General features: G+C 69.7%; 24 protein-coding genes and 3 pseudogenes. 9 read left to right on the forward strand and 18 right to left on the reverse strand.

Annotated elements, in window-relative coordinates:
- Positions 1-155: 155 nt before the first annotated feature.
- The 4 genes from solA to ACWIF2_RS22570 form a co-directional block, all read right to left on the reverse strand.
- Positions 156-1,301 carry an N-methyl-L-tryptophan oxidase gene (gene solA, locus ACWIF2_RS22555; RefSeq protein ID WP_454362424.1) on the reverse strand — a complete coding sequence of 382 codons (1,146 nt, stop codon included), beginning with the start codon at positions 1,299-1,301 and terminating at the stop codon, positions 156-158.
- A gap of 20 nt (positions 1,302-1,321) precedes the next feature.
- Positions 1,322-2,713 carry an NAD(P)/FAD-dependent oxidoreductase gene (locus ACWIF2_RS22560; RefSeq protein ID WP_454362425.1) on the reverse strand — a complete coding sequence of 464 codons (1,392 nt, stop codon included), beginning with the start codon at positions 2,711-2,713 and terminating at the stop codon, positions 1,322-1,324.
- Positions 2,714-2,997: 284 nt separating this feature from the next.
- Positions 2,998-3,483: a RidA family protein gene (locus ACWIF2_RS22565; protein ID WP_454362426.1), complete on the reverse strand. Its 486-nt coding sequence runs from the start codon at positions 3,481-3,483 to the stop codon at positions 2,998-3,000.
- 49 nt (positions 3,484-3,532) lie between these two features.
- Positions 3,533-4,213, reverse strand: a complete 681-nt coding sequence (locus ACWIF2_RS22570; RefSeq protein ID WP_454362427.1) for a haloacid dehalogenase type II — start codon at positions 4,211-4,213, stop codon at positions 3,533-3,535.
- Positions 4,214-4,388: 175 nt separating this feature from the next.
- Between ACWIF2_RS22570 and ACWIF2_RS22575 the strand changes: the two genes are divergently transcribed.
- The 6 genes and pseudogenes from ACWIF2_RS22575 to ACWIF2_RS22600 all read left to right on the forward strand — a co-directional run.
- Positions 4,389-5,075 (forward strand): GntR family transcriptional regulator, encoded by a 687-nt coding sequence (locus ACWIF2_RS22575; RefSeq protein WP_454362428.1) that lies wholly within the window; start codon positions 4,389-4,391, stop codon positions 5,073-5,075.
- Positions 5,076-5,489: 414 nt separating this feature from the next.
- Positions 5,490-5,699, forward strand: coding sequence for a DUF2180 family protein (locus ACWIF2_RS22580; RefSeq protein ID WP_454362429.1), 210 nt, complete (start codon positions 5,490-5,492; stop codon positions 5,697-5,699).
- A 535-nt stretch (positions 5,700-6,234) separates the two neighbouring features.
- Positions 6,235-6,738: a RidA family protein gene (locus ACWIF2_RS22585; RefSeq protein WP_454362430.1), complete on the forward strand. Its 504-nt coding sequence runs from the start codon at positions 6,235-6,237 to the stop codon at positions 6,736-6,738.
- Positions 6,739-6,877: 139 nt separating this feature from the next.
- Entirely contained in the window at positions 6,878-7,984 is a 1,107-nt protein-coding gene (locus ACWIF2_RS22590) for an alanine racemase (protein ID WP_454362431.1), read from the forward strand.
- A gap of 69 nt (positions 7,985-8,053) precedes the next feature.
- The gene (locus ACWIF2_RS22595) at positions 8,054-8,788 is read left to right on the forward strand and encodes an SDR family NAD(P)-dependent oxidoreductase (RefSeq protein ID WP_454362432.1); all 735 of its coding nucleotides are present in this window, start codon (positions 8,054-8,056) and stop codon (positions 8,786-8,788) included.
- A gap of 440 nt (positions 8,789-9,228) precedes the next feature.
- Positions 9,229-9,852, forward strand: a pseudogene (locus ACWIF2_RS22600) (extracellular solute-binding protein); the annotation flags it as partial.
- A gap of 173 nt (positions 9,853-10,025) precedes the next feature.
- Here ACWIF2_RS22600 and ACWIF2_RS22605 read toward each other — a convergent pair.
- From ACWIF2_RS22605 to ACWIF2_RS22630, 6 genes are all read right to left on the reverse strand, one after another.
- Entirely contained in the window at positions 10,026-10,310 is a 285-nt protein-coding gene (locus ACWIF2_RS22605; protein WP_454362462.1) for an aldehyde dehydrogenase family protein, read from the reverse strand.
- A gap of 18 nt (positions 10,311-10,328) precedes the next feature.
- Positions 10,329-11,759 carry an aldehyde dehydrogenase family protein gene (locus tag ACWIF2_RS22610; protein ID WP_454362433.1) on the reverse strand — a complete coding sequence of 477 codons (1,431 nt, stop codon included), beginning with the start codon at positions 11,757-11,759 and terminating at the stop codon, positions 10,329-10,331.
- Positions 11,756-12,634: an SDR family NAD(P)-dependent oxidoreductase gene (locus tag ACWIF2_RS22615; RefSeq protein WP_454362434.1), complete on the reverse strand. Its 879-nt coding sequence runs from the start codon at positions 12,632-12,634 to the stop codon at positions 11,756-11,758. Before ACWIF2_RS22615 ends, ACWIF2_RS22610 begins: the two co-directional genes overlap by 4 nt.
- Positions 12,631-13,977 carry a flavin-containing monooxygenase gene (locus ACWIF2_RS22620; protein ID WP_454362435.1) on the reverse strand — a complete coding sequence of 449 codons (1,347 nt, stop codon included), beginning with the start codon at positions 13,975-13,977 and terminating at the stop codon, positions 12,631-12,633. Before ACWIF2_RS22620 ends, ACWIF2_RS22615 begins: the two co-directional genes overlap by 4 nt.
- A gap of 311 nt (positions 13,978-14,288) precedes the next feature.
- Positions 14,289-15,482, reverse strand: coding sequence for an MFS transporter (locus tag ACWIF2_RS22625; RefSeq protein ID WP_454362436.1), 1,194 nt, complete (start codon positions 15,480-15,482; stop codon positions 14,289-14,291).
- A 197-nt stretch (positions 15,483-15,679) separates the two neighbouring features.
- Entirely contained in the window at positions 15,680-18,892 is a 3,213-nt protein-coding gene (locus ACWIF2_RS22630) for a cytochrome P450 (protein ID WP_454362437.1), read from the reverse strand.
- Between the two features lie 192 nt (positions 18,893-19,084).
- Here ACWIF2_RS22630 and ACWIF2_RS22635 point away from each other — a divergent pair, with 192 nt between their 5' ends.
- From ACWIF2_RS22635 to ACWIF2_RS22645, 3 genes and pseudogenes are all read left to right on the forward strand, one after another.
- Positions 19,085-19,672 carry a TetR/AcrR family transcriptional regulator gene (locus tag ACWIF2_RS22635; RefSeq protein WP_454362438.1) on the forward strand — a complete coding sequence of 196 codons (588 nt, stop codon included), beginning with the start codon at positions 19,085-19,087 and terminating at the stop codon, positions 19,670-19,672.
- Between the two features lie 41 nt (positions 19,673-19,713).
- Positions 19,714-19,986: a hypothetical protein gene (locus ACWIF2_RS22640; protein ID WP_454362439.1), complete on the forward strand. Its 273-nt coding sequence runs from the start codon at positions 19,714-19,716 to the stop codon at positions 19,984-19,986.
- A 59-nt stretch (positions 19,987-20,045) separates the two neighbouring features.
- Positions 20,046-20,420, forward strand: a pseudogene (locus ACWIF2_RS22645) (TIM-barrel domain-containing protein); the annotation flags it as partial.
- 61 nt (positions 20,421-20,481) lie between these two features.
- Here the strand turns inward: ACWIF2_RS22645 and ACWIF2_RS22650 are convergent.
- The 8 genes and pseudogenes from ACWIF2_RS22650 to ACWIF2_RS22685 all read right to left on the reverse strand — a co-directional run bounded on the left by ACWIF2_RS22650 (position 20,482) and on the right by ACWIF2_RS22685 (position 26,459).
- The gene (locus ACWIF2_RS22650) at positions 20,482-21,204 is read right to left on the reverse strand and encodes a FadR/GntR family transcriptional regulator (protein WP_454362440.1); all 723 of its coding nucleotides are present in this window, start codon (positions 21,202-21,204) and stop codon (positions 20,482-20,484) included.
- Positions 21,195-21,835 (reverse strand): annotated as a pseudogene (locus ACWIF2_RS22655) (aldo/keto reductase); the annotation flags it as partial. The pseudogene ACWIF2_RS22655 and the gene ACWIF2_RS22650, both read right to left, overlap by 10 nt.
- Positions 21,753-22,028, reverse strand: coding sequence for a hypothetical protein (locus ACWIF2_RS22660; RefSeq protein ID WP_454362441.1), 276 nt, complete (start codon positions 22,026-22,028; stop codon positions 21,753-21,755). The pseudogene ACWIF2_RS22655 and the gene ACWIF2_RS22660, both read right to left, overlap by 83 nt.
- Complete coding sequence (locus tag ACWIF2_RS22665; RefSeq protein ID WP_454362442.1) at positions 22,013-22,774, reverse strand: SDR family NAD(P)-dependent oxidoreductase; 762 nt, start codon at positions 22,772-22,774, stop codon at positions 22,013-22,015. The genes ACWIF2_RS22660 and ACWIF2_RS22665 overlap by 16 nt, the downstream gene beginning before the upstream one ends.
- Positions 22,771-23,814, reverse strand: a complete 1,044-nt coding sequence (locus ACWIF2_RS22670) for a zinc-dependent alcohol dehydrogenase (protein WP_454362443.1) — start codon at positions 23,812-23,814, stop codon at positions 22,771-22,773. The genes ACWIF2_RS22665 and ACWIF2_RS22670 overlap by 4 nt, the downstream gene beginning before the upstream one ends.
- Positions 23,811-24,248 carry an RbsD/FucU domain-containing protein gene (locus ACWIF2_RS22675; RefSeq protein WP_454362444.1) on the reverse strand — a complete coding sequence of 146 codons (438 nt, stop codon included), beginning with the start codon at positions 24,246-24,248 and terminating at the stop codon, positions 23,811-23,813. The genes ACWIF2_RS22670 and ACWIF2_RS22675 overlap by 4 nt, the downstream gene beginning before the upstream one ends.
- Positions 24,239-25,141: an amidohydrolase family protein gene (locus tag ACWIF2_RS22680; RefSeq protein WP_454362445.1), complete on the reverse strand. Its 903-nt coding sequence runs from the start codon at positions 25,139-25,141 to the stop codon at positions 24,239-24,241. Before ACWIF2_RS22680 ends, ACWIF2_RS22675 begins: the two co-directional genes overlap by 10 nt.
- Positions 25,134-26,459 (reverse strand): L-fuconate dehydratase, encoded by a 1,326-nt coding sequence (locus ACWIF2_RS22685; protein ID WP_454362446.1) that lies wholly within the window; start codon positions 26,457-26,459, stop codon positions 25,134-25,136. The genes ACWIF2_RS22680 and ACWIF2_RS22685 overlap by 8 nt, the downstream gene beginning before the upstream one ends.
- Positions 26,460-26,525 lie beyond the last annotated feature (66 nt).

Genomic DNA, 26,525 nt, shown 5'->3' on the forward strand with positions numbered 1-26,525 from the left:
CGGCACAAGGCCGAGCCCGCCCGGGTCGGCAGGTCGAGACCAGACACTGTGCTGCTCATTGCCGAGGCGATCCATGCCCTCGGTATCAGCGGTGTGCAGGCCCGCGTGATCGCGCGGCGGTCTCCACGTCTGCCGAGGCGGCGGAAGTGGGTGGGCTACCTGGTCTTGAACCGGTCCGGACGCATGAAGTCCAGGCCGTCGATGGTCTGCTTGCCGAGCGCCTCGTGCGCGGCGATGTGGCCATAGCCCGTGGCCATCTTGAAGCCCTTCCCGGAGAATCCGGTGGCGCAGTACACCCTGCTGTTCTCGTCCAGCCAGCCGAGGAGCGGATGCCTGTCCTCGGTGAAAAGGTCGGGGAAGGCGTCGGACCGCGCGATGGTGGGGATCAGGCCGGGGAAGAACTCGGTGACGATCTCGGTGACCTTTCCGATTTCTTCCCGGGTGAGCTCCCTGGGCACGGCGTCGGGGTCGGGGGTTGCCCTTGCGCGCCCGGCCAGCGGTCCGTCCACTGATGCCTTGACCGTCACGCCGTCGACGGCGGGTGCGCCGTACATGGAGCGATCCTCGTACCACCGGCTGAAGGCGGGGAAGTTCTCCGGCGAGAACTGGGTGCCGTCCTGGGCGATGAACCAGGTCAGGACGATCCGATGGGTTTGTGTGACGGCCTTGAGGTGGTCGGGCACGAGTTTTCGGGACCAGCCGCCGGAGGCGACGATGACCTTCCCGAACGTCCAGGTCCTGTCGCCCGAGGTGACGACCACGCCGTGGTCGGTTTCGGTGATGCTGTCCACGGGTGCGTTCTGAAGGACGGTGGCACCGTTCGCCTGGGCCGCCGCGACGGCGGCGCTGACAGCGCGGTCGGTGCGCAGAACGCCGGCGCGGGGGTCGTAGACGGCGCAGTCGTCGGGGCGGAGGTTGTGCTGGGGGTAGCGTTCGGCCATCTCCTCCCGGCCGAGGACGTGGTGCTCGGCTCCGGTGATGCGTGTCGCCTCGAGGAGGCTGTTGATGTAACTGCCGTTCGCGGTCCCGATGGACAGGCCCCCGGTAGGGGTGAAAATGTCCTGCCCGGATTCCGCTTCGAGCTCGGCCCACAGCTTGCGGGAGCGTTCGATGACGGGATAGTAGTCGGGCCTGCCGAGGTAGATCATCCGGAACAGGCGGGTGTCTCCGCCCACGGCACTGCGGCCGTGGGCCGGGGTGGCGGCCTCGAAGCCCACTACCGAGTCGGACAGCCGGGACGCCTGCCACAGGGCCATGCTTCCGATGCTGCCCAGGCCGATGACTGCGAGTTGTGCGTCCATGAGAGCAGGTTCCTTTTCGTCTACTCGTGAAGTCCGGCGAGTCTGCTGCCGAATCGGGCCAGGAGTGAGGTCTTGCTGGAGCCCCTGCGTTCTTCCCACTGGTCGGCAATACCGAAGAGCCGGTACATGGCATGAACCCCCAGCCAGCGGATGGGTTCCGGTTCCCACTTCCGTGCCCGGTAGCCGACCCAGGGAAGGGTGGTCCGTTCGGTTTCCTTCTCGAAGGCGAGCTCCACGAGAGTCCTGCCGCCGACGTAGGCCGACGTGACGCCGTGTCCCGCGTAGCCGGTGGACGATCCGACCCCGGATACCGGGTCCCAGTGCACGCCGCCGTTCCAGTCCCGTGTGACGCCCAGGACTCCCGACCAGGCGTGTTCCACCTCGAAGGGGATCCCCGGGAAGAAGGAACTGAGCTTGTGCGAGATCAGGTCGATGGTGGACTGGGCGGTCGCACCGGCTCCTCCCGTACCGGACCCGAAGCGGTAGGGGACACCGCGGCCCCCCATGGCGATACGGCCGTCCGCCGTCCGCTGGGCATAGATGAACGTGTGGGCGGAGTCGTTGAGGCACTGCGGCCCGTTCCAGCCGATCTGCTGCCACGCCTCCTTCGGCAGAGGCTTGGTCACGATCAACGAGGAATTGACCGGGATCACGCTCCGGCGGCCGAGCAGCGGTCCCGAGTAGCCCTCGGTGCAGATGAACGTCCGGGCGGCGGTGACCCGCCCGTCGGCCAGGGTGAGAGTACTGCCCGCGACACTGTCCACCCGGCTGCCCTCGTAGATCCGCACCCCCATGGAGGTCAGGGTGTCGGCGAGGCCGTAGACGAGTTTCGCGGGGTGGAACCGCGCGCAGTGCTTGTAGAAGAGCCCGCCGTGGACGGTGGAGATGTTGATCGTGGACTGGAATTCCTCCCGGCCGAGCAGGTGGACCTCGTCGTCGGTCAGCCCGTACTTCAGTTCGGCGTCACGCCTGGCCGCGAGCCGGCCCAGCCCCGCCTGAGTGTGGGCGGCGACGAGTGCGCCACCCTTGTGCTGATCGGCGTCGATGCCCTCGGCCCGGAGGATGTCCAGGACCGCGTCGACGCCGGCGACGAATTCCTGCTGAAGCGCCCGGCTCGCCTCCAGCCCTCCCCCGGCGCGGGCGAAGGTGGCACGGTTTCCCGGGGGCATGGCAGAGAGCCAGCCGCCGTTGCGCCCCGATGCGCCGTAGCCCACCTGTTCGGCCTCGAAGACGGCGACCGAGAGCGACGGTTCGAGCTTCTTGGCGAAGTACGCCGCCCACAAGCCGGTGTAGCCGCCGCCGACAATGGCCACGTCGACGGAGTCCTGGCCGGTGAAACGGAGAAACGAGGGCTTCTTGTCAGCCAGTTGGGCCACCCAGAAGCCGAGCTCTCCGTTTCTGGGTGGTGCCACGGGGGCTTTCATGGTGTGTCCTTCATCTGTCTCTGCGAACCGCGGGGGTCGGTACTGGAAGGGTGTGTAGCCGGCGTTGACGGGGGAAGGGGCGGCCCCGGTGAGGTACGAGGACTCCGACGACGCGGGGGAAGAGGACGGCGGGCCTCGATGGCTCGGTGAACGCTGTTGTGACATCGCGTCCGCCGGCACGATCGGCGCAGGGGTGCCCATCGTGCCGGCCGAGGGCGTCCAGGATTTGCCGGAGCCCGGTCACAGCCCACTGCTCATGACCGGCTCGCCCGCTACACCGCAGTGCAGATCACCTGGATCTCGACAGGGGTGTTGAGCGGCAGCCCGGCGACACCGATCGCGGTGCGCGCGTGCCGACCGTTCTCACCCAGTACCTCGATGAGCAGTTCACTGGCCGCGTTGGCGACCTTCGACTGCTCACCGAAGCCCGGCGTGCTGGCCACGAAGACCAGCATCTGCACGATCCGGACCCGGTCCAGATCGCCCACCGCCTGCACAGCAGCGGCGAGCGCGTTGAGCGCGGCATGGCGTGCGAGCTCCTGCGCGGTCTCCAGCTCCACGTCCCGGCCGACAACGCCCTGACCCAGCAGCTCGCCGTCCTTGAAAGGGAGTTGGCCGGAGAGGTGGATGGTGGAGCCCACCGTCCGGTGGGGCACGAGGTACGTGGTGGCGGCGAGGACGGGTAGCTTCAGTCCCAGGGCCTGGAGCCTTTCTGAAGCCGAGTCACCCTTGACGGTCTGAGGCAGGGGCTGACTCATTCCGTCACCGCCTTGCTGTGGATCATTTCCTCAGTTCTCCGCTCGGGCGTCAGGGGCGCGGCAGACCAAAGAGGACGGGGAGGTCGGCGATGTCGGTGATCCGCTCGTAGCCGAGCCAGTGCTCGTCGTGCTCCCAGCCGCGGTCCACGTACACCTTGTTCTCGATGCCCATGATCGCCGCGGAGCGCAGGTCGTACATCGGGCTCGCGGAGACATGGACGAGCTCGTCGGGTGTCACGCCGAGCTTGTCGAACATGTAGTCGAACGTGCCGAGACGCGGCTTGTACATGCCCATCTCCTCGGCGCTGATGATGACCTCGAACGGCGCCTTCAGGTTCTCCGCGAGGCGCACGGCGTGCGCGGTGTCGCTGTTCGTGATGATCACCAACGGGACCGCCTCGGCCAGGCGGTTCAGTGCCTCGGTGACACCGGGGTGCGGGCCCCACGTGGGGATGCGCTCGTACACCGCCCGCGCCTCGTCCTCGCGGTACTCGAGACCGACCTTGCGGGAGGCGCGTTCCATGGAACGCGCGACCACCTGGTGGAACGGCTGGTACGCGCCCGTGCACTCGTCGATCCGGTACGCCTTGCAGATCCGCAGGTATTCATCGGCGATCTCGGCCGGCAGCCGGTCGCCCAGGACCTCACGCATCGTGTCGTTGATTCTGAAGTTGATCAGCGTGCCGTTCATGTCGAACGTCACGAACTTGGGCTTGACGTCGAATCCCACTGGGTCCTCCAGGCGTTTCAGCGGAGCAGCCTTGCTTTGGTCGATTGTCGACCATCTTGCCGTCGATTGTCGACCGAGTATGTCCGGGCTGTCAATGGAGGGAGCTCCCTGCGGGGCGACCGGTATAGTCGACAAACGACCAAGTGGTCGACAGGTATCGAGGGAAGGCGACGGGGTGGACCACAAGTTCGAGTGGCAGGAGCAGCGGATGACGACGCCGGACGGCGTCTACCGCACGCTGCGTGCCGCCATCCTCGACGGCACCGTACCTCCCGGTGGCCAGCTGCGTGAGGCGCACATCGCGGCGGATCTCGGCATCAGCCGGTCCCCGCTGCGTGAGGCGCTGACCAAGCTGGAGGAGGAAGGGCTCGTCGTCAAGATCCCCTACCGCGGGGCGTTCGTCGTAGAGGTGAGCGCTCGCGAGGTCGCCGAGATCGACTCGGTCCGGCTGCGTGTCGAGCCGTACGCCGCGGAGCTGTCCGCCGAAGCGCTGCGCGGTCGTGAGCGGCCTCAGTTGCTGCAAACGGTCGAGGATCTCCGCCGGGCAATGGAGAAGGACGACATCCCGGCCAGCATCGACGCGCACCTTCGCTTCCACAGGCTCTTCTACGATCTCTCGGGGCACGGCGTGCTGCAGAGCCTCTGGAACGGCTGGGAGACCAAGCTGCGCCTCCACCTCAGCGTCGATCACCGCACCTACAGCGACGACCCGCAGCAACTGGTCGTCGAGCACGAGCGGTTGGCCGCGGTTGCCCTGGAAGGCGACACCGACGCGTTCCGTCAGGGACTGGCTGCCCACTTCCCCGTGGGGCTGGGAGCTCAGGCAGAAGACCCGGGGGAACGCACGCCAGGGCAAGCATGAGGCCATGCCTCATTGCGGGTGGTCGCGCGGGCGGGTCCGTTCTTCCCTGAGGCAGCGGGTGGCGGCGCACCCTTGTCCGGGCGAGGCAAGGGCGCCGTCCAGGACCTGGCGCACCGGCGGCATCAAGCGGACTTGATCGCCTTCCTCGGCGGCGCTGTCCGCAGCGTTCTGACGTTCAACGGGCGATTCTCGTGCCGCCGGCTCTCCATACAGCGAACGCTGACTGGTGGTCAGGTCAGGCCATCGCACCACATCACACCCTGGCCACACGACCGCGAACGAGTCTCAGTATTGACAATGTCTAAAATTAGGCTTAGTTTTCAAGCTCCTTGAGTAGGTGTGCGTGGCCTGTGTGGGTTTGTTCGTGTCTGGTCGGCCGCCACGCCTGGCCCCCGCTGAAATCGGAGTTTGAATATGAGGTGCTACGACTGCCTCCAGGAGGCGCGCAGCGACACCACCGGCATCGGTGTGTGCTCGCGCTGCGGCTTGGCCACCTGCGAGAACCACGCCCGCGTACGTCAGGCGCAGGTCACCCGCCTGCTCGGCATGGGCGCCACGTACGGCCGTATCCCGGCACGCAGGGTGGTGTGCCACACCTGCGACACGGCCGAAACGGCGCACTGACCCGGGTGGTGCGCTTATCGCATCGCACCATCGGTCGCCGAACGAGCGCCGCCCGCCCGAGCAACCCTTGTCGGCCCGCCCGGACTCCGCCCCGGATCACTGGCGCGGTGTCCGGGCCTCCATCGTGCCCACGGTCCGTGCGCCCCGCTGGAAGCGCGACCGCTGACGGCGGGATGGCTTAGGCGCACACGAGGGCGGATCGGTCGCCCGGTACGAGGCCGCGACCACCCGGTGGGAACCTGCTTCTGCGCGCTCGGGCCTGTCTCCCACGGCCCCGCCTCGGCACCCCTTCCCCGCGCCGGAGCGGCTCGATCATCCGCGTCGACCACTCGAGAACCAGCCGCCGTCAGCCATCGTCGCGGACGGGTGTGCCGCACATGCACATGATGTTCCGCTGCCGCACTCGTGGTTGAAGTTCGTATTGACACTGCTCGACAGGCAGCCATATGGTCGACAAACGACAATAGGGTGGCGATTTTAAGCCACCATACGGCGTTATGTCGCCGCTGTTACTCGCGAGGAGACCCGAGTGCAGATGATCAAGATTCATGAGCAGCGGGTCCCCGTGGCCAACGGCGTGGGTAAGTGCCCGGCTTCCGACCGGCTCCAGGCCCTGGGTCTGGCCCTTCCCGAGCTCGGTGACAACCCGTACTACGTCCACCACCGGACCGTGGGCTCCAGCATCTACATTTCGGGCCAGCTGCCCTACCAGGACGGCGAGTTGCTGGGGCAGGGCGTTGTCGGCCGGGACGTGGAGCTGGAGACGGCGCGGTCACTCGCGCGCCATGCCGCGCTCAACTGCCTCGCTGCCGCTGTGCAGGCGGTGGGCGATCTGGACCGGGTCCGGATCGTGCAGATGCTGGTCTTCGTGGCCAGCACGCCGGACTTCGGTGAGCAGTCGAAGGTCGCCAACGCGGCCAGTGAACTGCTCATCGAGGTACTGGGTGAGAACGGACGGCACGCGCGCACCGCGATCGGTGTCGCCGGACTGCCGCTCAACAGTCCCGTCGAGATCCAGATGGTCTGCACCGCCGTGTAGGGCGGACCCCACGGCGGTGTACGCGAGCACGTGGCGCGATGTCGCGGGCCGCGCGCGTTCGGCATCCAGGGGGAGTCAGCACCCGCACCCCTCGATCATTCCCCTCGATCATTCCAGGCAGAACCACAAGGAGAGCAGCGTGAACCGGCTGCAACGAGCACTCGACGCTCTGGTCGAGCGGATCGACACCCCCGCGCCGATCGTCCTGGTCGACGTCATGCAGGACAACATCGACCGCATACAGAGCTTCGCCGACCAGCACAACCTCAACGTCAGGCCGCACGTCAAGACGCACAAGTGCGTGGAGATCGGGCGACGCCAGATCGAGGCCGGCGCGGTCGGGATCACCGCGGGAAACGTCGGTGAGGCCGAGGTCTTCGCCGCGGCCGGGTTCGACGACATCTTCCTCGCCTACCCGATCTGGGCCGCGGGATCGAAGAAGCCCCGGATCCGCCGGCTCGCCGAGTCGGCCCGGCTGCGGGTCGGCGTCGACAACGTCGCGGCGATCGAAGCCCTCGCCGACGCGATGGGAGACGAACCGGACCGGCTGCAGGTCGTGATCGAGGTCGACTGCGGCGCTCGTCGTTCCGGGGCTCCGGCCGAGGTCGCGGGCGATCTCGCGCTCGCCGCCCGCAAGCGCGGTCTGGTGCCGGCTGGCGTCTTCACCTATCCCGGTCACGGCGGCGTCGGCCGGGACGCTCGCCGGCGTGCCGCGCAGGACCAGGAGGCCGCGCTCACCACCGCCGTACGCAGCCTCGATGGCGTCGGTGTCACCGCTGAGGTGGTCAGCGCCGGCTCCACGCCCACCCTCGAGTTCTCCACCAGCAGCGTGATCACCGAGATCCGTCCCGGCGAATACGTCTTCGGCGATCTGAACAACGCCCGGCTGGGCGCCTGCACGGAGGACCAGATCGCGCTGTTCGTCGCCGGCACCGTGGTCAGCGACTGGGTCCCTGGCCAGGTCATCGTCGATGTGGGCAACAAGGCCCTCAGCAAAGAAGGAAGCCCCGAGATCGGCTACGGCGGCATCGCCGGCACGAACGCGGTCCTGTCCAAGGTCAACGAGTACCACGGGTTCCTCCCGCTGCCGGACGGCGAGTTCCGCCCGAGCGTCGGCAGTGTCGTACCGGTGGTGCCCAACCATGTATGCCCGGTCGTCCTCGGTTTCGAGGAACTGATCGCCACCGACAGCACGGGCACGTCGCTGGAGCGCTGGCCGGTCGACGCCCGCGGCTTCCTCAACTGACCGGCACGGCACGAAGGTTCGTACCCGAGCCGGCGACCCGACCGACCTTCCCCGCAAGGAGTGCCTGACATGAGACTCGACAACGTCACCGCCCTGGTGACCGGCGCCAGCAGTGGCATCGGGCAGGCAGTGAGTTCCCACTTCCGCCGCGAGGGTGCGCGGCTGCTGCTCACCGGCCGCAGGGAGCGGCTCGACAGCGCCGAGCCCGACGACCTGTATGTTCCGGGAGACCTCAACGACGAGGCGTTCGTCGAGCACCTGGCCAAGCAGGCCGCCGAGTCCTTCGGCACCGTCGACGTCGTCGTCCTCAACCACGGTCTGCAGGCCGACGGTCCGCTCACCGAGATGGCCTGCGACGACGCGAAGAACGTGCTCGAGAGCAACCTGCTCAGCGCGTTCCTGGTGATGAAGCACTTCGCGCCGCTGATGCCCGGGACCGGTGGCTCGTTCGTCTGCGTCAGTTCACGGCTGGGCATGGTCGGCATGTCCGGGCAGGTCCTGTATTCCGCCGCCAAGGGAGGCCTCATCATGCTCGCCAAGGGCGCGGCGATCGAGTGGGCCCCGCGCAACATCCGTGTCAACGTCGTCGCTCCGGGCCTGACCGTCACCCCGGTCATCGAAGCGGCCTTCCAGCGCAGGCCCGACCCCGAGGCCTACCGCCGCCAGCGCGAGAGCACGATCCCGCTCCAACGCCTCGCAACCCCCGAAGAGGTCGCCGACGCGGTGCTCTTCTTCGCCTCCTCGGAGTCGTCGTACGTGACCGGATCGGTCCTGACCGTCGACGGCGGTTACACCGCTTCCTGAAGATCCCTGCTGGGCAGGCGACAGCTTCGTGAAGAAGCCGGGCTGCGTCGGCGTCTGCAAGACCATCGAAACCGCAACGTCGCCGGGGCCGGCTGACTGCCCGGTCCGCCCCTCAGCCGCAGGCCCGGCTCTGCTTCATCCCTCCCGAAAGTCCTCATACCGCGGCTCCGGTGAGGACCGCTCCACTCCGCCGGTCACCTTGTGTCACGGCTCCGGCTTCCCCACCGCCACTCACCCGGTCTTCTGGCCGGCGTTGCTCCGACGACAAGGTCGTCGGGGACTTTGATCCCACGGCGAACACGCGCCCGAAGCGGCGATCGGCAACGCAAGCGGCCGATGCTCTGACCGCGTTCGCCCTCCTGCACCATCCCACCCCCCGCACCCGCGAGGTAAAGCCCCGCACAGCTGGTCCCACGCGTCCCCAGATGAGGAGTATTGCCATGAGTGATGCCCAGATCGGTCGTAGAGCGCTCCTGCGAGGAGCAGGCGGCCTCGCCGCCCTCGCCGCTCTCCCCTCCCTCTCCGCCTGCGGTACCGGTACCAGCCGGGCCGGTACCGGCAGTGGCGGCAAGGGTGGTAAGACGGTGGTCGTCCGTGACAGTGGCGGTTCCTACGGTGCGGCTCTGCAGAAGGCGATTTATACGCCGTTCACGCAGGAGACCGGCATTCAGGTGAAGGTGCTGAACCTGGATGATGCTCCGTTGCTGGCGCAGATCAAGCAGGGCCGCCCGCAGTGCGACCTGATCAACAACTCGATGATGTCGCACACCAAGTACGTCCAGCAGGACGCGTTGGAGAAGCTGGACCTGGACCGGGTCAAGAGCGTGAAGAGCGCGAAGATCCCCGAGGCCCAGATCACCGACCATGCGATCGGCCACGCCTTCTACGGCCAGTGCATCGGGTACCGCACCGATGCGTTCGGGGGCAAGAGGCCGGAGTCGTGGGCGGATTTCTGGGACATCAAGGCGTTCCAGGGCGGCCGTTCGATGGTCAGTCCGGACGGTGACCTGCCGGAGCTGGAGTTCGCGCTGCTGGCCGACGGTGTCCCGATGGACAAGCTGTGCGATTGCGACCCCGACGCCGGCTGCGGCGGCCTGGAGAGTCAGGTAGGAGTGCTCCAGGATCTGCTGGGTGGCGGACTCTGCTTTCATGCCGGTGATACGTCGCCAGTCGTCCCACGCCTGCGGTCGCGTGTCGGTGTGGAGGAGGACTACCTGCGACACGTCGCCGGAGCCGGTCAGGCGGGGCGCGAGATCGGGCCGGCAGACGGGTCCGAGCCGCTCTGCGAACAAACGGGGCCAGCTCGCCTCTTCCTCGGGCAGGCCGGCCTCGATGAGGTGTCGACCAGCCGCAGCGCGGACAACGGCGTCAGCGCGGATGTTTTGAGTATGAGCGCGTTGCCGCCGGCGATGGCCGGGCCGAGCTTGTGGGCGACCAGGTTATGCGGCTGGCGCGGCACTCCGAGGGTGCGCGGTCTCCAGGCCTTCAGGCGCGGCCCTCCCTCTGGGAGGCAGAAGCCCACGCGCCACCGGACGCCCGGTCAACGCGTGCGGATCCAGACGGTCTTCTCTCTGGTCCATTGCGCGAAGGCGTCGGTGGACTTCTCCGCGCCACCGAACCCCGACTGCTTCCACCCTCCGAAGGGGGTGGTGATGTCGCCTTCGCTGTACGCGTTGACGGAGACCACCCCGGCTTCGATGCCCCGCGCGAGCCGGAGCGCGGCGTCGAGGTCGCGGGTCCACACCGAGGCGGCGAGCCCGTACTCGGTGGCGTTGGCCATCCGCACCGCCTCGTCCTGGGAGGTGAAGGTCTGGAGGGTGACGACGGGGCCGAACAGCTCCTTGGTGAGCGCGTCGCTGCCCTCCGCGGCTCGGCTGATCACGGTGGGCGGGTAGTAGGCACCGTGCGGCGGCAGATCGTGCGGCAGCCCGCCGGTGTGGATGTGGGCTCCGGCGGAGCGGGCCGCGTCCACCGCTGCCGCGACCCGTTCGAAGGCGGCACGGCTGATGAGCGGCCCCACCCGGGTGCGTGCGTCGACGGGATCGCCGATGGTGAGGTTCCTCGCGGCGGCGGTGAACCGGTCCAGCACCTCCTGGGCGATGCTGTGGTGGACCAGGACGCGGGAGCCGGCGGTGCAGTTCTGCCCCATGGTCAGGAACGCGGCCTCGATCATGTTGTCGATCAGTTCGTCGCCGTATTCGAGCGCGTCCGCCATCAGGACCTGGGGGCTCTTGCCACCCATCTCCAGGGAGACCCGCTTGAAGTTGGTCTCCGCCGCGTCGGCCAGGATGCGGCGTCCGGTGGCGGTGGATCCGGTGAACGACAGTGCGCGCACGAGCGGGTTGCGGGCGAGGGCCGTACCGGTGACGGCGCCGTGGCCGGGAAGAACGGTGAGCACGCCGTCCGGCAGGCCCGCCTCAGCCGCCAGTCCGGCCAGGTGCACGGTGGAGCGTGGGGTGGCCTCGGCGGGCTTGAGCAGCAGGGAGTTGCCCGCGGCGAGCGCGGGCCCGACCTTCCAGGCGGCCATCGCCAGTGGGTAGTTCCAGGGCAGGATCGCGGCGGCCACCCCGACCGGTTCACGGCTCACGAGGCCCAGGCTCTCGTGACCGGTGGGGGCGACGCGGCCGAAGACCTTGTCGGCCGCCTCCGCGAACCAGCGGATCGACTCGATCGCCCCCGGCACGTCGCCCGTACGGCACTCCGTGATCGGCTTGCCCGCGTCCTCACAATCCAGCCGGGCCAGGAACTCTGCGTCGCGCTCCATGAGGTCGGCCAGGCGCAGCATGACGCCGGCTCGCTCCCGCGGCGACCGGCCTGCCCAGACGCCGCTCTCGAAGACCTTGTGCGCCCGCTCGGCGGCCAGCGCGACATCCTGTTCGCTCGCCACCGGCAGAGTCGTGATGAGTTCCCCGGTCGCGGGATTGACGACGTCAAGCGTCTCCTCGACGCCGGTGATCTGCGTCCCGCTCATGCTTCCTCCACCAGTTCCCAGCGGCCGCCGTCGGCCCGGCGGGCCAGCCCTCTGCGGCGCAGGTCCTCCAGATAGCGGGCCATGCCTCGCTCACCGCGCTTGCGGAACAGCGGGAAGAGCCTGGGGAGCAGATTCGGCGCGAGCATCGCGAACCGCACCAGCCGGGACTCGCCGGATCTGACGTAGGCCTCCAGGCGCGGCTTGTCCAGCAGGCTCACGACCGCCCTGACGACTTCGGACGGATGCTGCGGCGCGTCCTGGAACTGCATGGAGTTCCCGCCCTCGACGGCCTCTTGGCGGAGCATCCGTGTGTCGGTCGCCGACGGCAGCACCGAACCGGCCTGTATGCCCTTGCCCCGCAGATCCAGCCCAATGGCGAGCATCGCGCCCCGCAGCCCGAACTTCGCGGCGGTGTAGATGGGGGTCTCGCCCAGCGGGAAGATCCCCCCGAGGGACACGGTCGTGATCACCCGGGGGTCACCGGAGGCCCGCAGCAGCGGAATGGCGATCCGGGTCGTGACCAGCGGAGCGACCAGGTTGACGTCGATCTCCCGCTGGATGCTCTCGACGCTGCGCACGTCGAAGCGCTCCGCGCTGGTCATGCCCACGTTGTTCACCAGGACGTCGATACGGCCGTGGGTGGTCGTGACGCCGTCGAGCATCTGCTCCACCGCGGTGCGGTCCAGCAGGTCGCAGCCCAGTCCGGCATGCCCGTTCCCGGGCAGATCGGCAGCGGTCCGCTTGGCCCGCGCCTCGTCGAGGTCGACCACGACGAGGCGGGCACCGCCTGCGGCGAAGCGGTGGCACAGGGCGCTGCCGATGCCTCCGGCACCGCCTGTCACCAGGATGACCTTCTCACTGAGGTCGTACGTCATGACGCCACCGCCTCTTGTCGCAGGGACGTCGCCTTGGGCGGCAGGCCCGCGGTACGCCAGCCCATCCCCTCGGCGACCTTGCCGAGGTACTTCACGAAGGCGTCGCTGTGGACGTAGCCGGTGTGGCGAGGCGAGTCGACGAACCTCAGTCCGCCGGACAGGTCCGGCCGGTCGCTGCGGATCATGCGGGCGAACCGCTCGGCGGTCGACAGCCCGGCCTGCGCGTCCCGGATGAAGGAAGCGATCAACTGGGCCTGACCGTCAAAGAGTTGGTAGGCGCCGGAATTGGTCTCGACGAAGCCGACGCCGAACAGACCCTCGTGCTCTCGGGAGAAGGAGGACAGGTAGAGGTCTGGGTGCTGCTCGTCGCCGAAGTACTTCTGCGCGACGGGGACTTTGTGGACGTATCCCGTGGCCAGCAGGATCAGGTCGAAGTCGTCGCTGGTGCCGTCGGTGAAGTGGACCGTCCGGCCCTCGGTGCGCGCGATGCCGGGCCTGGCCGTGATGTCCCCGTGCTGGAGATGGTGGATCAGCAGGGAGTTGATGGCCGGGTGGGTCTCGAACAGCCTGTGGTCGGGCTTTTGCAGACCGAGCCTGTGCGGGTCGCCGTTGATGAGCCGCAGCAGGCCGCCGAACAGCCTCTGCTGCAGCCACATCGGCAGGTGAGGTCCGCCCGCGGCGATGGTGTCCACCGGACGGCCGAACAGGTGCTTGGGTATGAACCAGTACCCACGGCGCATGCTGATCGCCGCGTGGTCGGCGGACCGCGCCGCGTCGCATGCGATGTCCAGTCCGGAGTTCCCCGCGCCCACCACCAGCACCCGTTTGCCCCGCAGTTCAGCGCTGCTTCGGTAGGTGACGGTGTGGCGGATCTCGCCGGTGAAGTCGCCGGGCAGGTCGGGGATGCTGGGGTGCCACTGCGCCCCCGTGCACACGACGACGTGCCTGTGCATGCTCGCCCGGCCGTCGGCCCGGGTGACCGTCCAGGTGCCGTCCGGGTTCTTGTCCACGCCGCGGACCTCGGTGCCGAACTCGATCCGCTTCCGCAGCCCGTACGTCTCGGCGAACGACGTCAGGTAGGAAAGGATCTGCCGGTGCGGCGGGTAGTCGGCGAAGTGGTCCGGCATCGGATAGCCGCCGAAGCCGGAGAGGGTCTTGCTGGAGATGAAGTGGGCCGACTCGTACATCGGGCTGCCCGGATTGTCGATGTCCCACAGCCCGCCCGGTCCGGTGTGCCGCTCGATGTGCGTGTACGGCAGGTCCCGCTCGGCCAGCGCCCTTGCGACCGCCAGCCCTGCGGGGCCCGCACCGATCACACAGGTGTCGTACTGGTTCTCACTCACCAGCCCGCCTCCCTTACTTGGATGTCTCATGAGTTGTGGGGAACCTATGCGCCGGTTGACCGGCGGGAACTGACCCGCGCGGCCACAGAGGGGACCGCAGCGGCCACGGACAGGCCTCGGCGTCGGGACCGTTCAGCATGCGGTCCAGCCGGGCAGGGCTGAACTGACGCGGGCCCAGTGGCGGACGTACGTCGGGCGACATGCCTCACCAGAGGGTTTGCGGCCAGTGATCCGGCGTCTCGATCTCGGATTCGGCCACGCTCCGGGGGACGTCACCGGGGCCGAGCCGTCGGACAACCCGCCTGGAGCGCTCATCCGGTCTCGGCGGCGGAGGGCGCGAGCTTGTGCTCGGCCGATGCCTTTGTGCCGGCCACCGTCATCCGGAGCAGGGGCAGCGAGGCGATGACGGTGCCGAGCGCCAGGACGATGCCGAGCACGTCGGCCCCGGCGGAGTCGAGGACGGCTCCGACGGCCAGGGGTCCGATGCCGGTGCCCAGGGCGCCCGCGCCGCTGAGGGAGGCGACCAGACGTCCGGTCGGGTCGATGAGCGCCGCGGCGGCGAGCATCTGCACCAGGACGGCCAGTTGGCAGGCCTGCCAGAGGACGGCCGCGACGGTGAAGAGCACGGGGTCGTGGGTGAGGACCAGGGCCGCCATCGCGAGGGCTTGCGCCGTGACGAAGACGGCCATCGACCGCATGCGCCCGAACCGCCGCGCTGCCATCGGACCCACCACCGCGCCGACGAGCGCCACGACGCTGGAGATGGCGAGGACGGCCGACACGGCCGAGTGGGAGAGCCCTGTGTGCTGACGGCCGAGGACCGAGGCGTAGGACCACGCGCCCTGGGTGACGGTCCACAGCAGCGCGGTTCCGAGGAGCAGTACCACCGACGGCTTGGCCGTGGTTGTCACTCCCGTACCGGCGGAGGCGGCGCCCGGTGTCGCGGGACCGTCCGGGAGCCGGTGTACCAGTGGCCAGGCGACGAGACAGCACAACGCCATGAGCAGGAAGCCGGTCCCCTCCCCCAGGTCGTGGTTGGCCGCGGGGACGCCCATGATCAACAGCGCCGTCATGCCGACCACGCCGGAGATGGTGACCGCGGACGCCTTGTCGGCGTCGTCGGTGGCGGCGAGCGCCGCCGTGGCCGCCGCGTAGACCGCGCCGAGCCCCGCGCCGAGGACCAGGTTGGCGAGGACCAGGGTCACCGGGTCGGTGGCCGCCGCCGCGCCCAGGAAGCCGGCACCGGAGAGGGCGAGCCCGAGGCGGGTCATCCGCACCCGCCCAGGCCGCGCTGCCCGCTTTGCCAGCAACAGTGTGACCACCGCCGTCGCCATCAGCTGGGTCGCGGCCACAAGCCCGGCGCCGGAGTCCGACAACCCGAAGCGTGACGCGAAGTCGTCGACGAACACGGGCATCACGTTCGCCCCGCCGTTGCCGAGGGTGACTCCGGCGATGAGCGCCACGGCGACACCGAAGGTCAGGGCGGAGGCGCTTCGCGCGCTCACCGGCCGTTCCTCTGCGAGGAGTTGGGGACTACCACTGTTCCTCGGCGGAGCGCCGAGCGTGCAACAAGCATGAGAGCCTCACGAGTCAGGGGGCACGAGCCGTGTTTCGGGGCACGGGCCACGGACGCGTCGGACGTCCGCGGCCCGTGGGTCGGGGATTCGACGCGGTGAACGTCTGCCACCGCACCGTGGGCGGATCAGCCGGCCCAGACGTCTTCCACGTAGTGGCCGGACTCGGTGAGGGCGGCCAGCCAGGCGGTGGCCTCCTCATCGCCGGCGCCTGTGTTCTTGCGGTAGATCGCCATGAACGCCTCCCGCACCGCCGGGGCCATACGACGGCCGTCGCCGCAGATGTAGACGCGTCCGCCGGCCTCCAGTACCGCCCAGACCTCGTCGCTCTCCTTGGCGATGCGGTCCTGGACGTAGCGGGCACCGTCCTCGGGGGCGCAGGAGAAGGTGGGGCGCATGCTGACGGCTCCGGCTGCCTCGGCCGCCTCGAACTCCGCGCGGTGGAGGTAGTCGACGTCGGGGTGGTCGCAGCCGAAGTAGCACAGCAGCGTTCCGGTCGACCGGGTGTGGTGGCGGTCGAGGACCGCGCCGCGGAAGGGAGCCAGGCCGGTGCCGGCGCTGACCAGGATCACGGGTACGGAGTCGTCCTCGGGCAGGCGGAAGTCCTCGCTGCAGGGCAGCACCCGGGCCTGGACGGTGTCGCCGGCGTTCACGGTCTGCAGGTAGTGCGAGCCGATGCCGCGGAAGGTGCCCTCGCCGCGGCGGTGGGGCGCGGCGAGCAGCGACACCATCAGGTCGACTTCGCCGGGTGCCGCTGCGGCGGACGAGGAGACGGAGTAGTGGCGCGGGCGCAGGACGGGCAGGAGCTCCAGGAAGACCTCGAACGGCAGCTCGCAGGCCCGGTAGCGCTCCAGCAGGTCCAGGAGGCCGAGCCCGGCGGCGGTCACCTGCTCGCGGAAGGTCTCCTCGTCCGCCGCTGCGAGTTCGGCCAGGGGTCGCTTCTCGGGCGGGCAGGCGGTGTGCTCGGCGAGTACGGCGACCTGTTCCCGGGTGGCGGCATCCTGCAGTTCGACAAAGTCGGTGAGCAGGCGGCGCAGGGTCAGCGGGCGGTCGACGGGCAAGGCGCCCCGGCTGCGGCGGCGGGCGCGGAGCCGGACGGTGCGGTCCAGGTCGAGCGAGAAGCGGTCGGCCACGCGCTGGACGAGGTCGTGCGGGTTGCTCGGGAGGACGGCCAGGTGGTCGCCGGTACGGTAGGTGACGCCCTCGGGCAGCCGGAGCCTCAGGAATCGCTTGGAGCGGCCCAGCCCATGGTTCATGTCGACCAGTTCGTACGCGTCGAGCACCTCCATCGGCTGGACGCCGTGGCGTGCCGCGAGCCCGCCGATGACTGAGTCGGTCGTGTCCTCCAGCTCGTACAGTCCCGCCTCCCCGTCGGCGTCCGGCACCGCCTCGTCCGCTTCCGCGGCGGCTCCGTACCGCTCCAGCAGGGCGGTCCACAGGTCGCCGGTCCACCGGTCCACCGTGCCGGCGAAGTCGCCGGCGGCGTCCGCGGCGCCGCGCTCCAGCAGTGAGGTGGCGCCTGCGGCGGTGAGCCGCTCGTCGATGAGGGTGGGGATGCGCTGGTAGGTGGCGGCCCAGTTGCGGTCGCCGACGCCGAGGACGGCGTACTGGAGTCCGTCGAGTGCGCCGGGCTCCAGTCCTTCCAGCCATGCGACGAACTGCGTGGCGTCGTCGGTGGGCCTGCCGTTGTAGGAGGCGGCCACGATCACCACCGGCCCGTCACCCGAGGAGAGTTCGCCCACGGCGTCGTTGAGGGGAGCGACGGACGGGGCGAAGCCGCGCTCGTCGCCGTCTTCGGCCAGGTCGCGGGCGATGCCCGCGCAGGTGCCCAGGTTGGAGCCGTGCAGCAGGGTCAGCGCGGTTCCGGTGGCGCGCCGGACGGCGGGGCGGCCCTCGGCGGCGGGGGCGGCGCTCGCGGAGACGGCGGGCAGGCGGCGCTCGCCGCTGGTGCGCCGGGCCAGGTTCAGGGTGAACTCGTCGGGCTTGAGGGTGAGGGACTGCTTGATCTTCAGCTGGTAGTTGGTGTGGTCGATCAGGCGGTAGCGGTGGATCACCAGCGCGAGGACCAGCGTCGCCTCGTGCAGCGCGAACTGGCGGCCGATGCAGGCGCGTTCGCCGCTGCCGAACGGCTTGAACAGGTGGACCGGCCGCTCCTCCTCCCGCTCCGGCAGGAACCGGTCGGGGTCGAACAGCTCGACGTTCTCACCCCAGGCGGGATCGCGGTGCAGCTGCGGGATCAGTATCTGGATCGACTCGCCCTTGCGCACGGCGTACTTCCCGCCGATGACCGTGTCCTCAAGCGGCTCCACCGCGAAGGCGGGCGCCGTCGGCCACAGCCGCAGGCCCTCGTTGAGCACCTGGCGGATATACGTCAGCTTGCCGATGTCCCCGTAGTCCGGCTCGGGGGCGTCGCAGTCGCCCCACAGCGCGTCGACCTCAGCCTGGGCGCGGGCAAGAACCTCGGGGTGCTTGGTCAGGTAATAGAGGGCGAAGGACAGGGCCCCGCTGGTGGTCTCGTGACCGGCGATGAGGAACGTGATCGCCTGGTAGCGGATGTTGACGTCGTCCAGGGGCTCCCCCGTCACCGCGTCACGGGTGTGCAGCATGCGTCCGAGCAGGTCGTCGGTGCTCTGGTCGCCAGACGCCCGGCGCTGCCGGATCACGTCGTCGACCAGGTCCTTCATCAGGGTGACGTCCTCGCGGAACTGCTCGGTCTGCTTCCACTTGAACAGTTCCGTGCCGGGGAGGGACTCCCCCTTGGTCTGGGCGAAGCCCAGAGCCCGTGACAGGGCGGTGACGAAGGGGTGCGGCTCCTCCCGGCTGAACGACTCGAAGTCGTAGCCGAAACCGCACAGGCCGATCGTGTCGAGCGTCAGCCGCGTCATGTCGTCGGCGACGTCCACGGGCTCCGACCCTGCCGCCCGGTCCCACTTCCCGACCAGCTCGCGGGCGACCTGGAGCATCGTCGCGTGGTAACCGCGCATCGCGCCGAGGGAGAACGCCGGCATCAGGACGTCGTGCGCCTTGCGCCAGTTGGGCTCGTCGTTGAAGGCGGTGAAGAGACCGTCACCGCCGATGTCCCGAAGGATGACGAGGTCGGGGTGCACGTTCTTGCGGAACCGGCTCTCGTCCGCCAGCTCGGTGACCAGGTCGAGGCCCGAGGCGAAGTTGATCTCGTTGCCGAAGACGCGGATCTTGAACAGCGGCCCCAGCTCCTTGGCCTCCTTCATCACGTAGTGCAGGCCGTCGACACCACTGGGGATGTCGAACGCGTGGCCGACCAGGGGCAGGGCGGGACGCTGAGGGATCGGCTCGGTTCCCCGCAGGGCCTCATGGGTCATGAGCTTGCCTTTCGTTCGGCGCAGGCTGTCGCTGGGCAGAACCATACAGGCGACATTGTCACCCGACAATGTCGGTCGATCGTGTTGACTGACACAGTCGGATGAAGGAACCTTCGAAGGCCTCGAGACGTCCGGAGATCTCGACCTTGTCAATCGACCGGTTCGATGGACTGAGTCGAATAGAATGCCGTCATGGCTCATGTATCCGCGGCGGAGCGCCGCCCTCAACTGATCAAGGCGGCCATCGACCTGATGAGCAGGGAGGGCGTCGCCGCCGGCAGCACTCGCGCCATCGCCGCCGAGCTCGGTGTGGCACAGGCGACGGTGCATTACACCTTCGGCACGAAGGAAGATCTGTACCGGGCCGTCATGGAGCAGCTCACGCAGGACCTGGTCACCCAGGTGGAGCAGGCGGCGCCCACGGACGCGAGTTTCGAGGACACGATCGTCACGCTCACCGAGGCACTGTGGCGCACCGTGGTCGAACAGCCCGCGTCCTACCAGCTCCTCACGGAGCTGTCCATGTTCGCCTTGCGTACGCCCCATCTCCAGGAGGCTTTGCACGGCCACTACAGCGGCGTCTTGGCGGTGACGACGAAACTGATCGGCGAGGCCGCCGAACGCGCCGGCCACCAGCTCGCCCAGCCCGCGGAGACGATCGCGAGGTTCTTCCTCGCGGGCTTCGACGGGCTGACCATGCAGCGACTGTCACTTCCGGATGAGGAGGCCGAAGGCGTCTGCCTGCGGGCGCTGATCTCCGCCGTCCTGGCCATGGCCTGAGGTCGCCGCGCAGCAGGCAGGAAGCGCACCTGGAACGCCCCTTGCCGGCACGGGCGAGCGGCTGCGCGCCGGCACCACAGCACACAACGCCGAGACCCCGCGGGCAAGTCCCCCGGCCAGGGGTTGGCGACGAGGCCGGCTCGTCCTCGGTCGACCGACCTGACCGCGCCACCTCGATCCGCAGCCTGGAGGTCTACGACCGGCCCTTCAGCGCAGACGCCGGCACCGTCCGGCTGGTCAACCGCAACAGCGGCAAGGTGCTGGCCGTCAGCGACGCCTCGATCACCGGCCGGGGGCGGCACCCCGGCCGGTGAACCCGGCCACCGCCACCTCGGCCGGTTCCCCGGCTGTGGTCCGGTGTCGTCCCCCCACCTTCGGCTCCCTCGCCCGCCAGGTCAGGGCCGGCCTGAACGTCGCGATGAGCGGCATCCCCTGGTGGAACACCGACATCGGCGGCTTCGGCGGTGGCGACCCGGACGACACCGCGTACCGCGAGCTGCTCATCCGGTGGTTCCAGTACGGCACCTCGCCGCGAGCGCCTGCGCCCGTACCTGACACGGCTGTCCGAGGACGCCCACCGCACCGGCGCCCCGCCGATGCGCCCGCTGTTCTTCGACTTCCCGAGGACGAGCAGGCATGGGACGTGGACGACCAGTTCCTGCTCGGACCCGACGTGCCGGTGGGCGGTACGGCACTCGTAGTGGACGCCCCACTGGAGCGCGTTCCCGTCCTCGTCCGCCAGGGGGCCTACGCCGTAACCGGGTCAGATGGCCGACGCCGACTTCTGCGCGACGGGTGGCGCCCGCCCGTCACTTCCGCGCTGTCGTCCCGAAGGGAAGGGGTTCGACCGAGCGCAGGTGTTCCCTCAGCCACTGCTCGGTGTTGCTCACGTGCAGCAGTGCGGCGGCCTGGCTGAGGGCGGCGTCGCGGGTGGACAACGCGTTGAAGATCGCCTCGTGCTCGGCGAGGGTGCGGCCCGCGGCCTTGTCGTCGACCAGACCGCGCCAGATGCGGGCGCGCAGGGTGCGGCCGGAGATCCCTTCGAGGAGGGTGAGGAGGCTTTCGTTGCCCGTGGCCGAGACGACGGCGCGGTGGAAGGCGGCGTCGTGGGCGTTGAGCTGTTCGACGTCGTCGCGGGCCTCGCGCATGGCGTCCAGGTGCCGCTTCACCTCGGCCAGCTGTTCATCGGAGATCCGGGTGGCGGCAAGCGCCGTGGCGACCGGTTCGAGGAGCCGCCGTACCTCCATGAGGTCCTGCAGGGCGGCCGAGTCGCCCTGCAACAGCTCCACCGCCCCGCCGAGCCCCTCCAGGAGCAGGCTCGGCTGGAGGCTGGTCACATACGTGCCGTCGCCGCGCCGGACTTCCAGGACCCGAGCGACGGCCAGTGCCTTGACCGCTTCCCGGGCGAGGTTGCGGGACAGTCCCAGCTGGGCGGCCAGGTCCGGCTCCGGCGGGAGCTTCGAGCCCGGAGGCAGCGCACCGGTCCTGATCAGCTCACGGATCTGCTCGATGGCCTTGTCCGTCAGAGACACCGCGCATCCCTCCCCCCACCGTGCCCCGCGAGCACGTCCGACCTGATCAGCCCCTGAGCGCGGAGATCGTGCCAGAGACCGTCACGGACGCGCTGAGCTTGGAGTTCCACGTTCCGTACGACCTGTTCCGGGGTCCGCATGCCGAGAGTGATGCTGATGATACTGGGATGCGTGTGCGGGAAGGCGATCGCGGCGGCGGGCAGGGTGGTCCCGTGCCCCTTGCAGACCTCGGCGATCGCCCGGGCACGGGCGACCAGTTCCGGTGGGGCGTCCCGGTAGTCGTACTTCATGCCTTCGGCGGGCCGGTCCTGGGAGAGCAGTCCCGAGTTGAACACGCCCACCGCCACCACACTCTTGCCCAGTTCCCGCGCGGCGGGCAGGACGTCGTCCAGCGCCGACTGGTCGAGGAGCGTGTAGCGCCCGGCGAGCATGACCACGTCGGCGGCGGTCTCCCGCAGGAACGGGAGAGCATCGCCGACTGGTTCATGCCGGCGCCGATCGCACCGATCACGCCCTGGTCGCGCAGTTCGGCGAGGGTGGGCATGGCCTCATCGGCGGCCTGCCGCCAGTGGTCGTCGGGATCGTGCAGGTAGACGACGTCGAGGCGGTCCAGGCCGGTGCGCGCCACCGTGAGCGGCCATCTCCTGGAGCACCTGTTCGGCGTCGGGAGTGCGGAAGGTGACCTCGGCGCACCGGGCACCACCTTCCGCGAGCGCGTCGGCCAGCGGGCCGGCGGTCGAGACGCGCCGCACCGTGAGTACCGGCATCACGCGGGCTCCGTCGAGCACGGAGGCCGGGTCGGTTCCGCTCATCGGCCGAGCCATCCGCCGTCGACGGGCAGGACGACACCGTGGACGTAGGCGGCGGCGTCCGAGGCCAGGAACACCGTGGCGCCGGCCAGGTCCTCCGCGCCGCCCCAGCGTGCGGCCGGGATGCGGTCCAGGATCGCCTTGCTGCGCACCGGGTCGTCCTGCAGCGCCTGGGTGTTGTCGGTGGCGATGTAGCCGGGTGCGATGGCGTTGACGTTGACGCCGTGCGGGGCCCATTCGTTGGCGAGTGCCTTGGTCAGCCCGGCGATGCCGTGCTTGGCGGCGGTGTAGCCGGGGACGGTGATGCCGCCCTGGAAGCTGAGCAGCGACGCCGTGAAGATGACCTTGCCCGCGCCTCGCGCGACCATCGCCGCGCCGACCGCCCGGGTCAGCGCGAACTGTGCGTTGAGGTTGACCTGGAGCACCAACTCCCAGTCCGCGTCGGCGTGTTCGGCGGCGGGGGCGCGGCGGATCGTGCCCGCGTTGTTGACCAGGATGTCCACCGGGCGTTCGCGTCCGGCGAGGTCCGCGCCCAGGGCCCGTACCGCGTCCGGGTCGGCGAAGTCGGTGCGGATCGCCTCGAACGCGCGGCCCGCGGCGAGGACGTCCTTCTCCACCGCGCTGCCGGCCTCCTCCAGCGTGGCGCTGACGCCGATGACGTCCGCGCCTGCCCCGGCGAGCGCGCGGGCCATGGCCCGCCCGATGCCGCGCCGCGCTCCGGTGACGACGGCAAGCCTGCCGGTGAGGTCGAAGGCGGTCATACGGTGGCTCCCTGGGTGTCGTCGGTGCAGTCCACGAGAATCTTCATTACGTCGCCGCCGCCCTCCAGGGCCTCGAAGGCGGCGGGCGCCTGCGTGAGCGGCACGACCTTGCTGATCAGCCGGTCGGCCGGGATGGTGCCGTCGGCTACCAGGGCGACCGCCTTCTCGAAGTCGGAGCGGTCGTACAACCGGGCGCCGACCAGGGTGAGTTCGCGCCAGAAGAAGCGGTGCAGGTTCACCTCGCGGGGGCGGGGGTGAATGGCGACCAGGCACAGCCGGCCGCGCACACCCAGCACATCGACCGCCGTGTCCACGCCGCCCGCCGCGCCCGACACCTCGAAGGCGACGTCCGCGCCCGCGTCACCGGTCCACTGCGTGACCAGCGCCGGCACGTCGACATCGGCCGGGTTCCACGCCGTCATTCCCAACTCCTCGGCGAGCAACCGACGGTGGGCGCTCAGCTCCACCACCCGGACCTCGGCGCCCGCGGCCCGCGCGACCAGGGCGATGAGGATGCCGACCGGGCCGCCGCCGACCACGACCACCTTCTCCCCTTCGGCGACCTCGGCCCGGCCCACGTCGTGCACCGCGACCGCCGTCGGCTCGACGAGCGCGGCCCGGTCCAGGGGAAGGGCGTCGGGCAGCCGGACGAGCGTCGAGGCGGGCACGATCCAGCGCTGCTGCATCGCACCCGGGGAGTCGATCCCGATGAAGTCCAGGTGCTGGCAGACGTGCTGGTGGCCCGCGCGGCAGGCCGGGCAGGTGTCGTCCCAGCGCAGCGGCATCACGGTCACCGCGTCCCCGGGCTGCCAGCCCTCCACCTCGGGGCCGACGCGGACGACCCGGCCGGACATCTCGTGTCCCAGGACGGCGGGTGCGGCGACCCGGGCGTCCATGTCGCCGTGGAAGATGTGCAGATCGGTGCCGCAGATGCCGACATAAGCGGGGGCAAGCTCCACCTCACCGGGACCGGGAGTGGCGGGCGTGGCGGGAGCCGTGTCCAGAGTGCGGGCGGACGTGTAACGGACGGCGAGTGTCATCGTGTCGTCAGGGTCCCTTCAGCGCGGACGCCGATGGTCAGCAGCAGGTTGGCGTAGGTGCGGGTGTCGGCGGTGACGATGGCGAGGGCCAGGTCGGGCGAGCGTGCGGCGTCGTAGAACTCGAAGCGGCCGAGCGTGTCGACCGGGACGGGGGCCAGCATCGAGCGGTACTCGGCGATGGCGGGCGGTTCCGGTTCGCCCTCGGGCGGCACCATCACGTGGGCCGATTCGACGGGCAGGGCGCGTATCAGGACGTCGAGGACGGTGGTGACGTCGAGCAGGCCGGGTGCCAGGTTGAGGTGGACGGTTCTGGCGCGCTCGCCGGTGGCGGTGCTCGCGGGGTAGTGGCCGTCGGCGAGCAGCACACGGGCGCCGTGGCCGGCTCCGGCCAGCGATTCGAGGATGCCGGGGTGCAGCAGTTCCGTCAGGAGCACGGTGTCCCCTCCTTCGTGGGGGCGGGGGTCAGGCGGTAGAAGGCGGTCGCGGTGCCGGCGAGCACCGCGTGGAGCTCGGTGGCGGAGCAGCCGTCCAGGAGTTCCTCGACGGTGGCGGCCCAGCGGTTCCAGCCGCCGGCGAGGATGCAGACCGGCCAGTCGGAGCCGAACATCAGCCGGTCGGGGCCGAAGGCGGAGAGCAGGACGTCCCATACCGGGCGGATGTCGTCGACCGTCCACTTCTCGTGGTCTGCCTCCGTGACGAGACCCGACACCTTGCAGCGGACCTGGGGATACCGGGCCAGTGCCCGCAACTGCTGGGCCCAGTCGGCCAGTTCCCGCCCCGCGATGGGCGGCTTGTCGGCATGGTCCAGGACGAGCGGCAGCTCGGGGAGCCGTTCCGCGAGACGGATCGCCTGCGGGAGCTGGTGGCTGCGGATCAGCACGTCGTATCCGAGACCGCGCTCCCCGACCGCTCTCAACCCTCGCTCGACGTCCGGTCGCCCGAGCCAGTGGGGGTCCGGCTCGCCCTGCACGACGTGCCGTACGGCCCGCAGGTACCGGCCCGCGCGTCCGGCCCGCAGGTCGTCGAATACATCGCCGATCGCGGGGGACGTCAGGTCCGCCCAGCCGACGACGGCGTCGATCAGCGGGTCGCTGTCGGCCAGGGCGAGGAGATCGCGTGTCTCGGGCACGGACGCGACGCACTGGACGACCACCGTGCTCGTCAGTCGCCGTCCGGCGATCTGCCGGGTCGCGGCCGATCGCAGGGCGTGTGAGCTGAAGCTGTGGCGGATCGGCTCGTGGCCCGGTTCGTCCAGCCAGGGCTGCGGCCGGATGTCCAGGTCCCACACATGGTGGTGGGCGTCGACGAGGGCCTGGACGTCAGACACGGGCGGTCCAGACGGGGCCGTCGGGGTAGGTGTACTCCTTGAGGGACGCGGGGTGCATCTGTGCGCTCAGTCCCGGCAGCGTCGGTGGGAGATAGTGGCCGTCGACGATGCGCACCGGGTCGACGAAGTGCTCGTGCAGATGGTCGACATACTCGATGACGCGGTCCTCGGTCGTGCCGGAGACGGCGACGTAGTCGAACATCGACAGGTGCTGGACCATCTCGCACAGGCCGACCCCGCCGGCGTGCGGGCAGACCGGCACGCCGAACTTCGCGGCGAGCAGCAGGATCGCGATGTTCTCGTTGACGCCGCCGACCCGGGCGGAGTCGATCTGCACGATGTCGACCGCGCCGGCCTGGAGGAGCTGCTTGAAGACGACCCGGTTGGCGATGTGCTCGCCGGTGGCGACCTTGATGGGGCTGACGGCCTTGCGGACGGCGGCGTGGCCGAGGATGTCGTCGGGTGAGGTGGGCTCCTCGATCCAGTACGGCCGGTAGGGGGCCAGGGCGCTCATCCAGTCGATCGCGGGCTGGACGTCCCATCTCTGGTTGGCGTCCACCGCGATGCGGATGGAGTCGCCGACGGTCTCGCGGGCCGTGCGCATGCGCCGTACGTCGTCCTCCAGGTCCGCGCCCACCTTCAGCTTGATCTGGGTGAAGCCGTCGGCGACGGCCTCGCGCGCCAGACGGGCCAGCTTCTCGTCGGAGTAGCCGAGCCAGCCGGGGGTGGTGGTGTAGGCGGGGTAGCCCTGATCGAGCAGACAGCCGATGCGCTGTTCACGGCCGGGCTCGGCGCGGCGCAGGATCTGAAGGGCCTCCTCGGGGGTGAGGGCGTCGCTGAGCCAGCGGAAGTCCACCTGCGCGACCAGTTCCTCGGGCGACAGCTCCCCGAGGAAGCGCCACACGGGCTTGCCGGCGCGCTTGGCGGCGAGGTCCCAGGCGGCGTTCACGACGGCGCCGGTGGCCATGTGGATGGCGCCCTTCTCCGGGCCCAGCCAGCGCAGTTGGGGATCGTGCACGAGGGACAGGGAGAACGCGCCCAGGTCGGCGCAGACCTCCTCGACGGACAGGCCGACCACGTGCGGGGCCAGGGCCGCGATGGCGGTCGCCTGCACATCGTTGCCGCGGCCGGTGGTGAAGGCGAGAGCGTGGCCCTCCAGTCCGTCGCCGGCGTCGGTGCGCAGGACGACGTACGCGGCGGAGTAGTCGGGTTCGGGGTTCATGGCGTCCGAGCCGTCGAGGTGTTCGGAGGTGGGGAACCGCACGTCCAGGACGTCCAGAGCGGTGATGCGGGCGGATGAGGGCACGGTGGAGGACATGGCGCAACTCCTCTGAGGGGCAAGGGGGAATCGCTCCCCTTGCGACGAGACGTGAACGCGGCGGAG

This window comes from Streptomyces sp. NPDC055506, assembly GCF_053643595.1.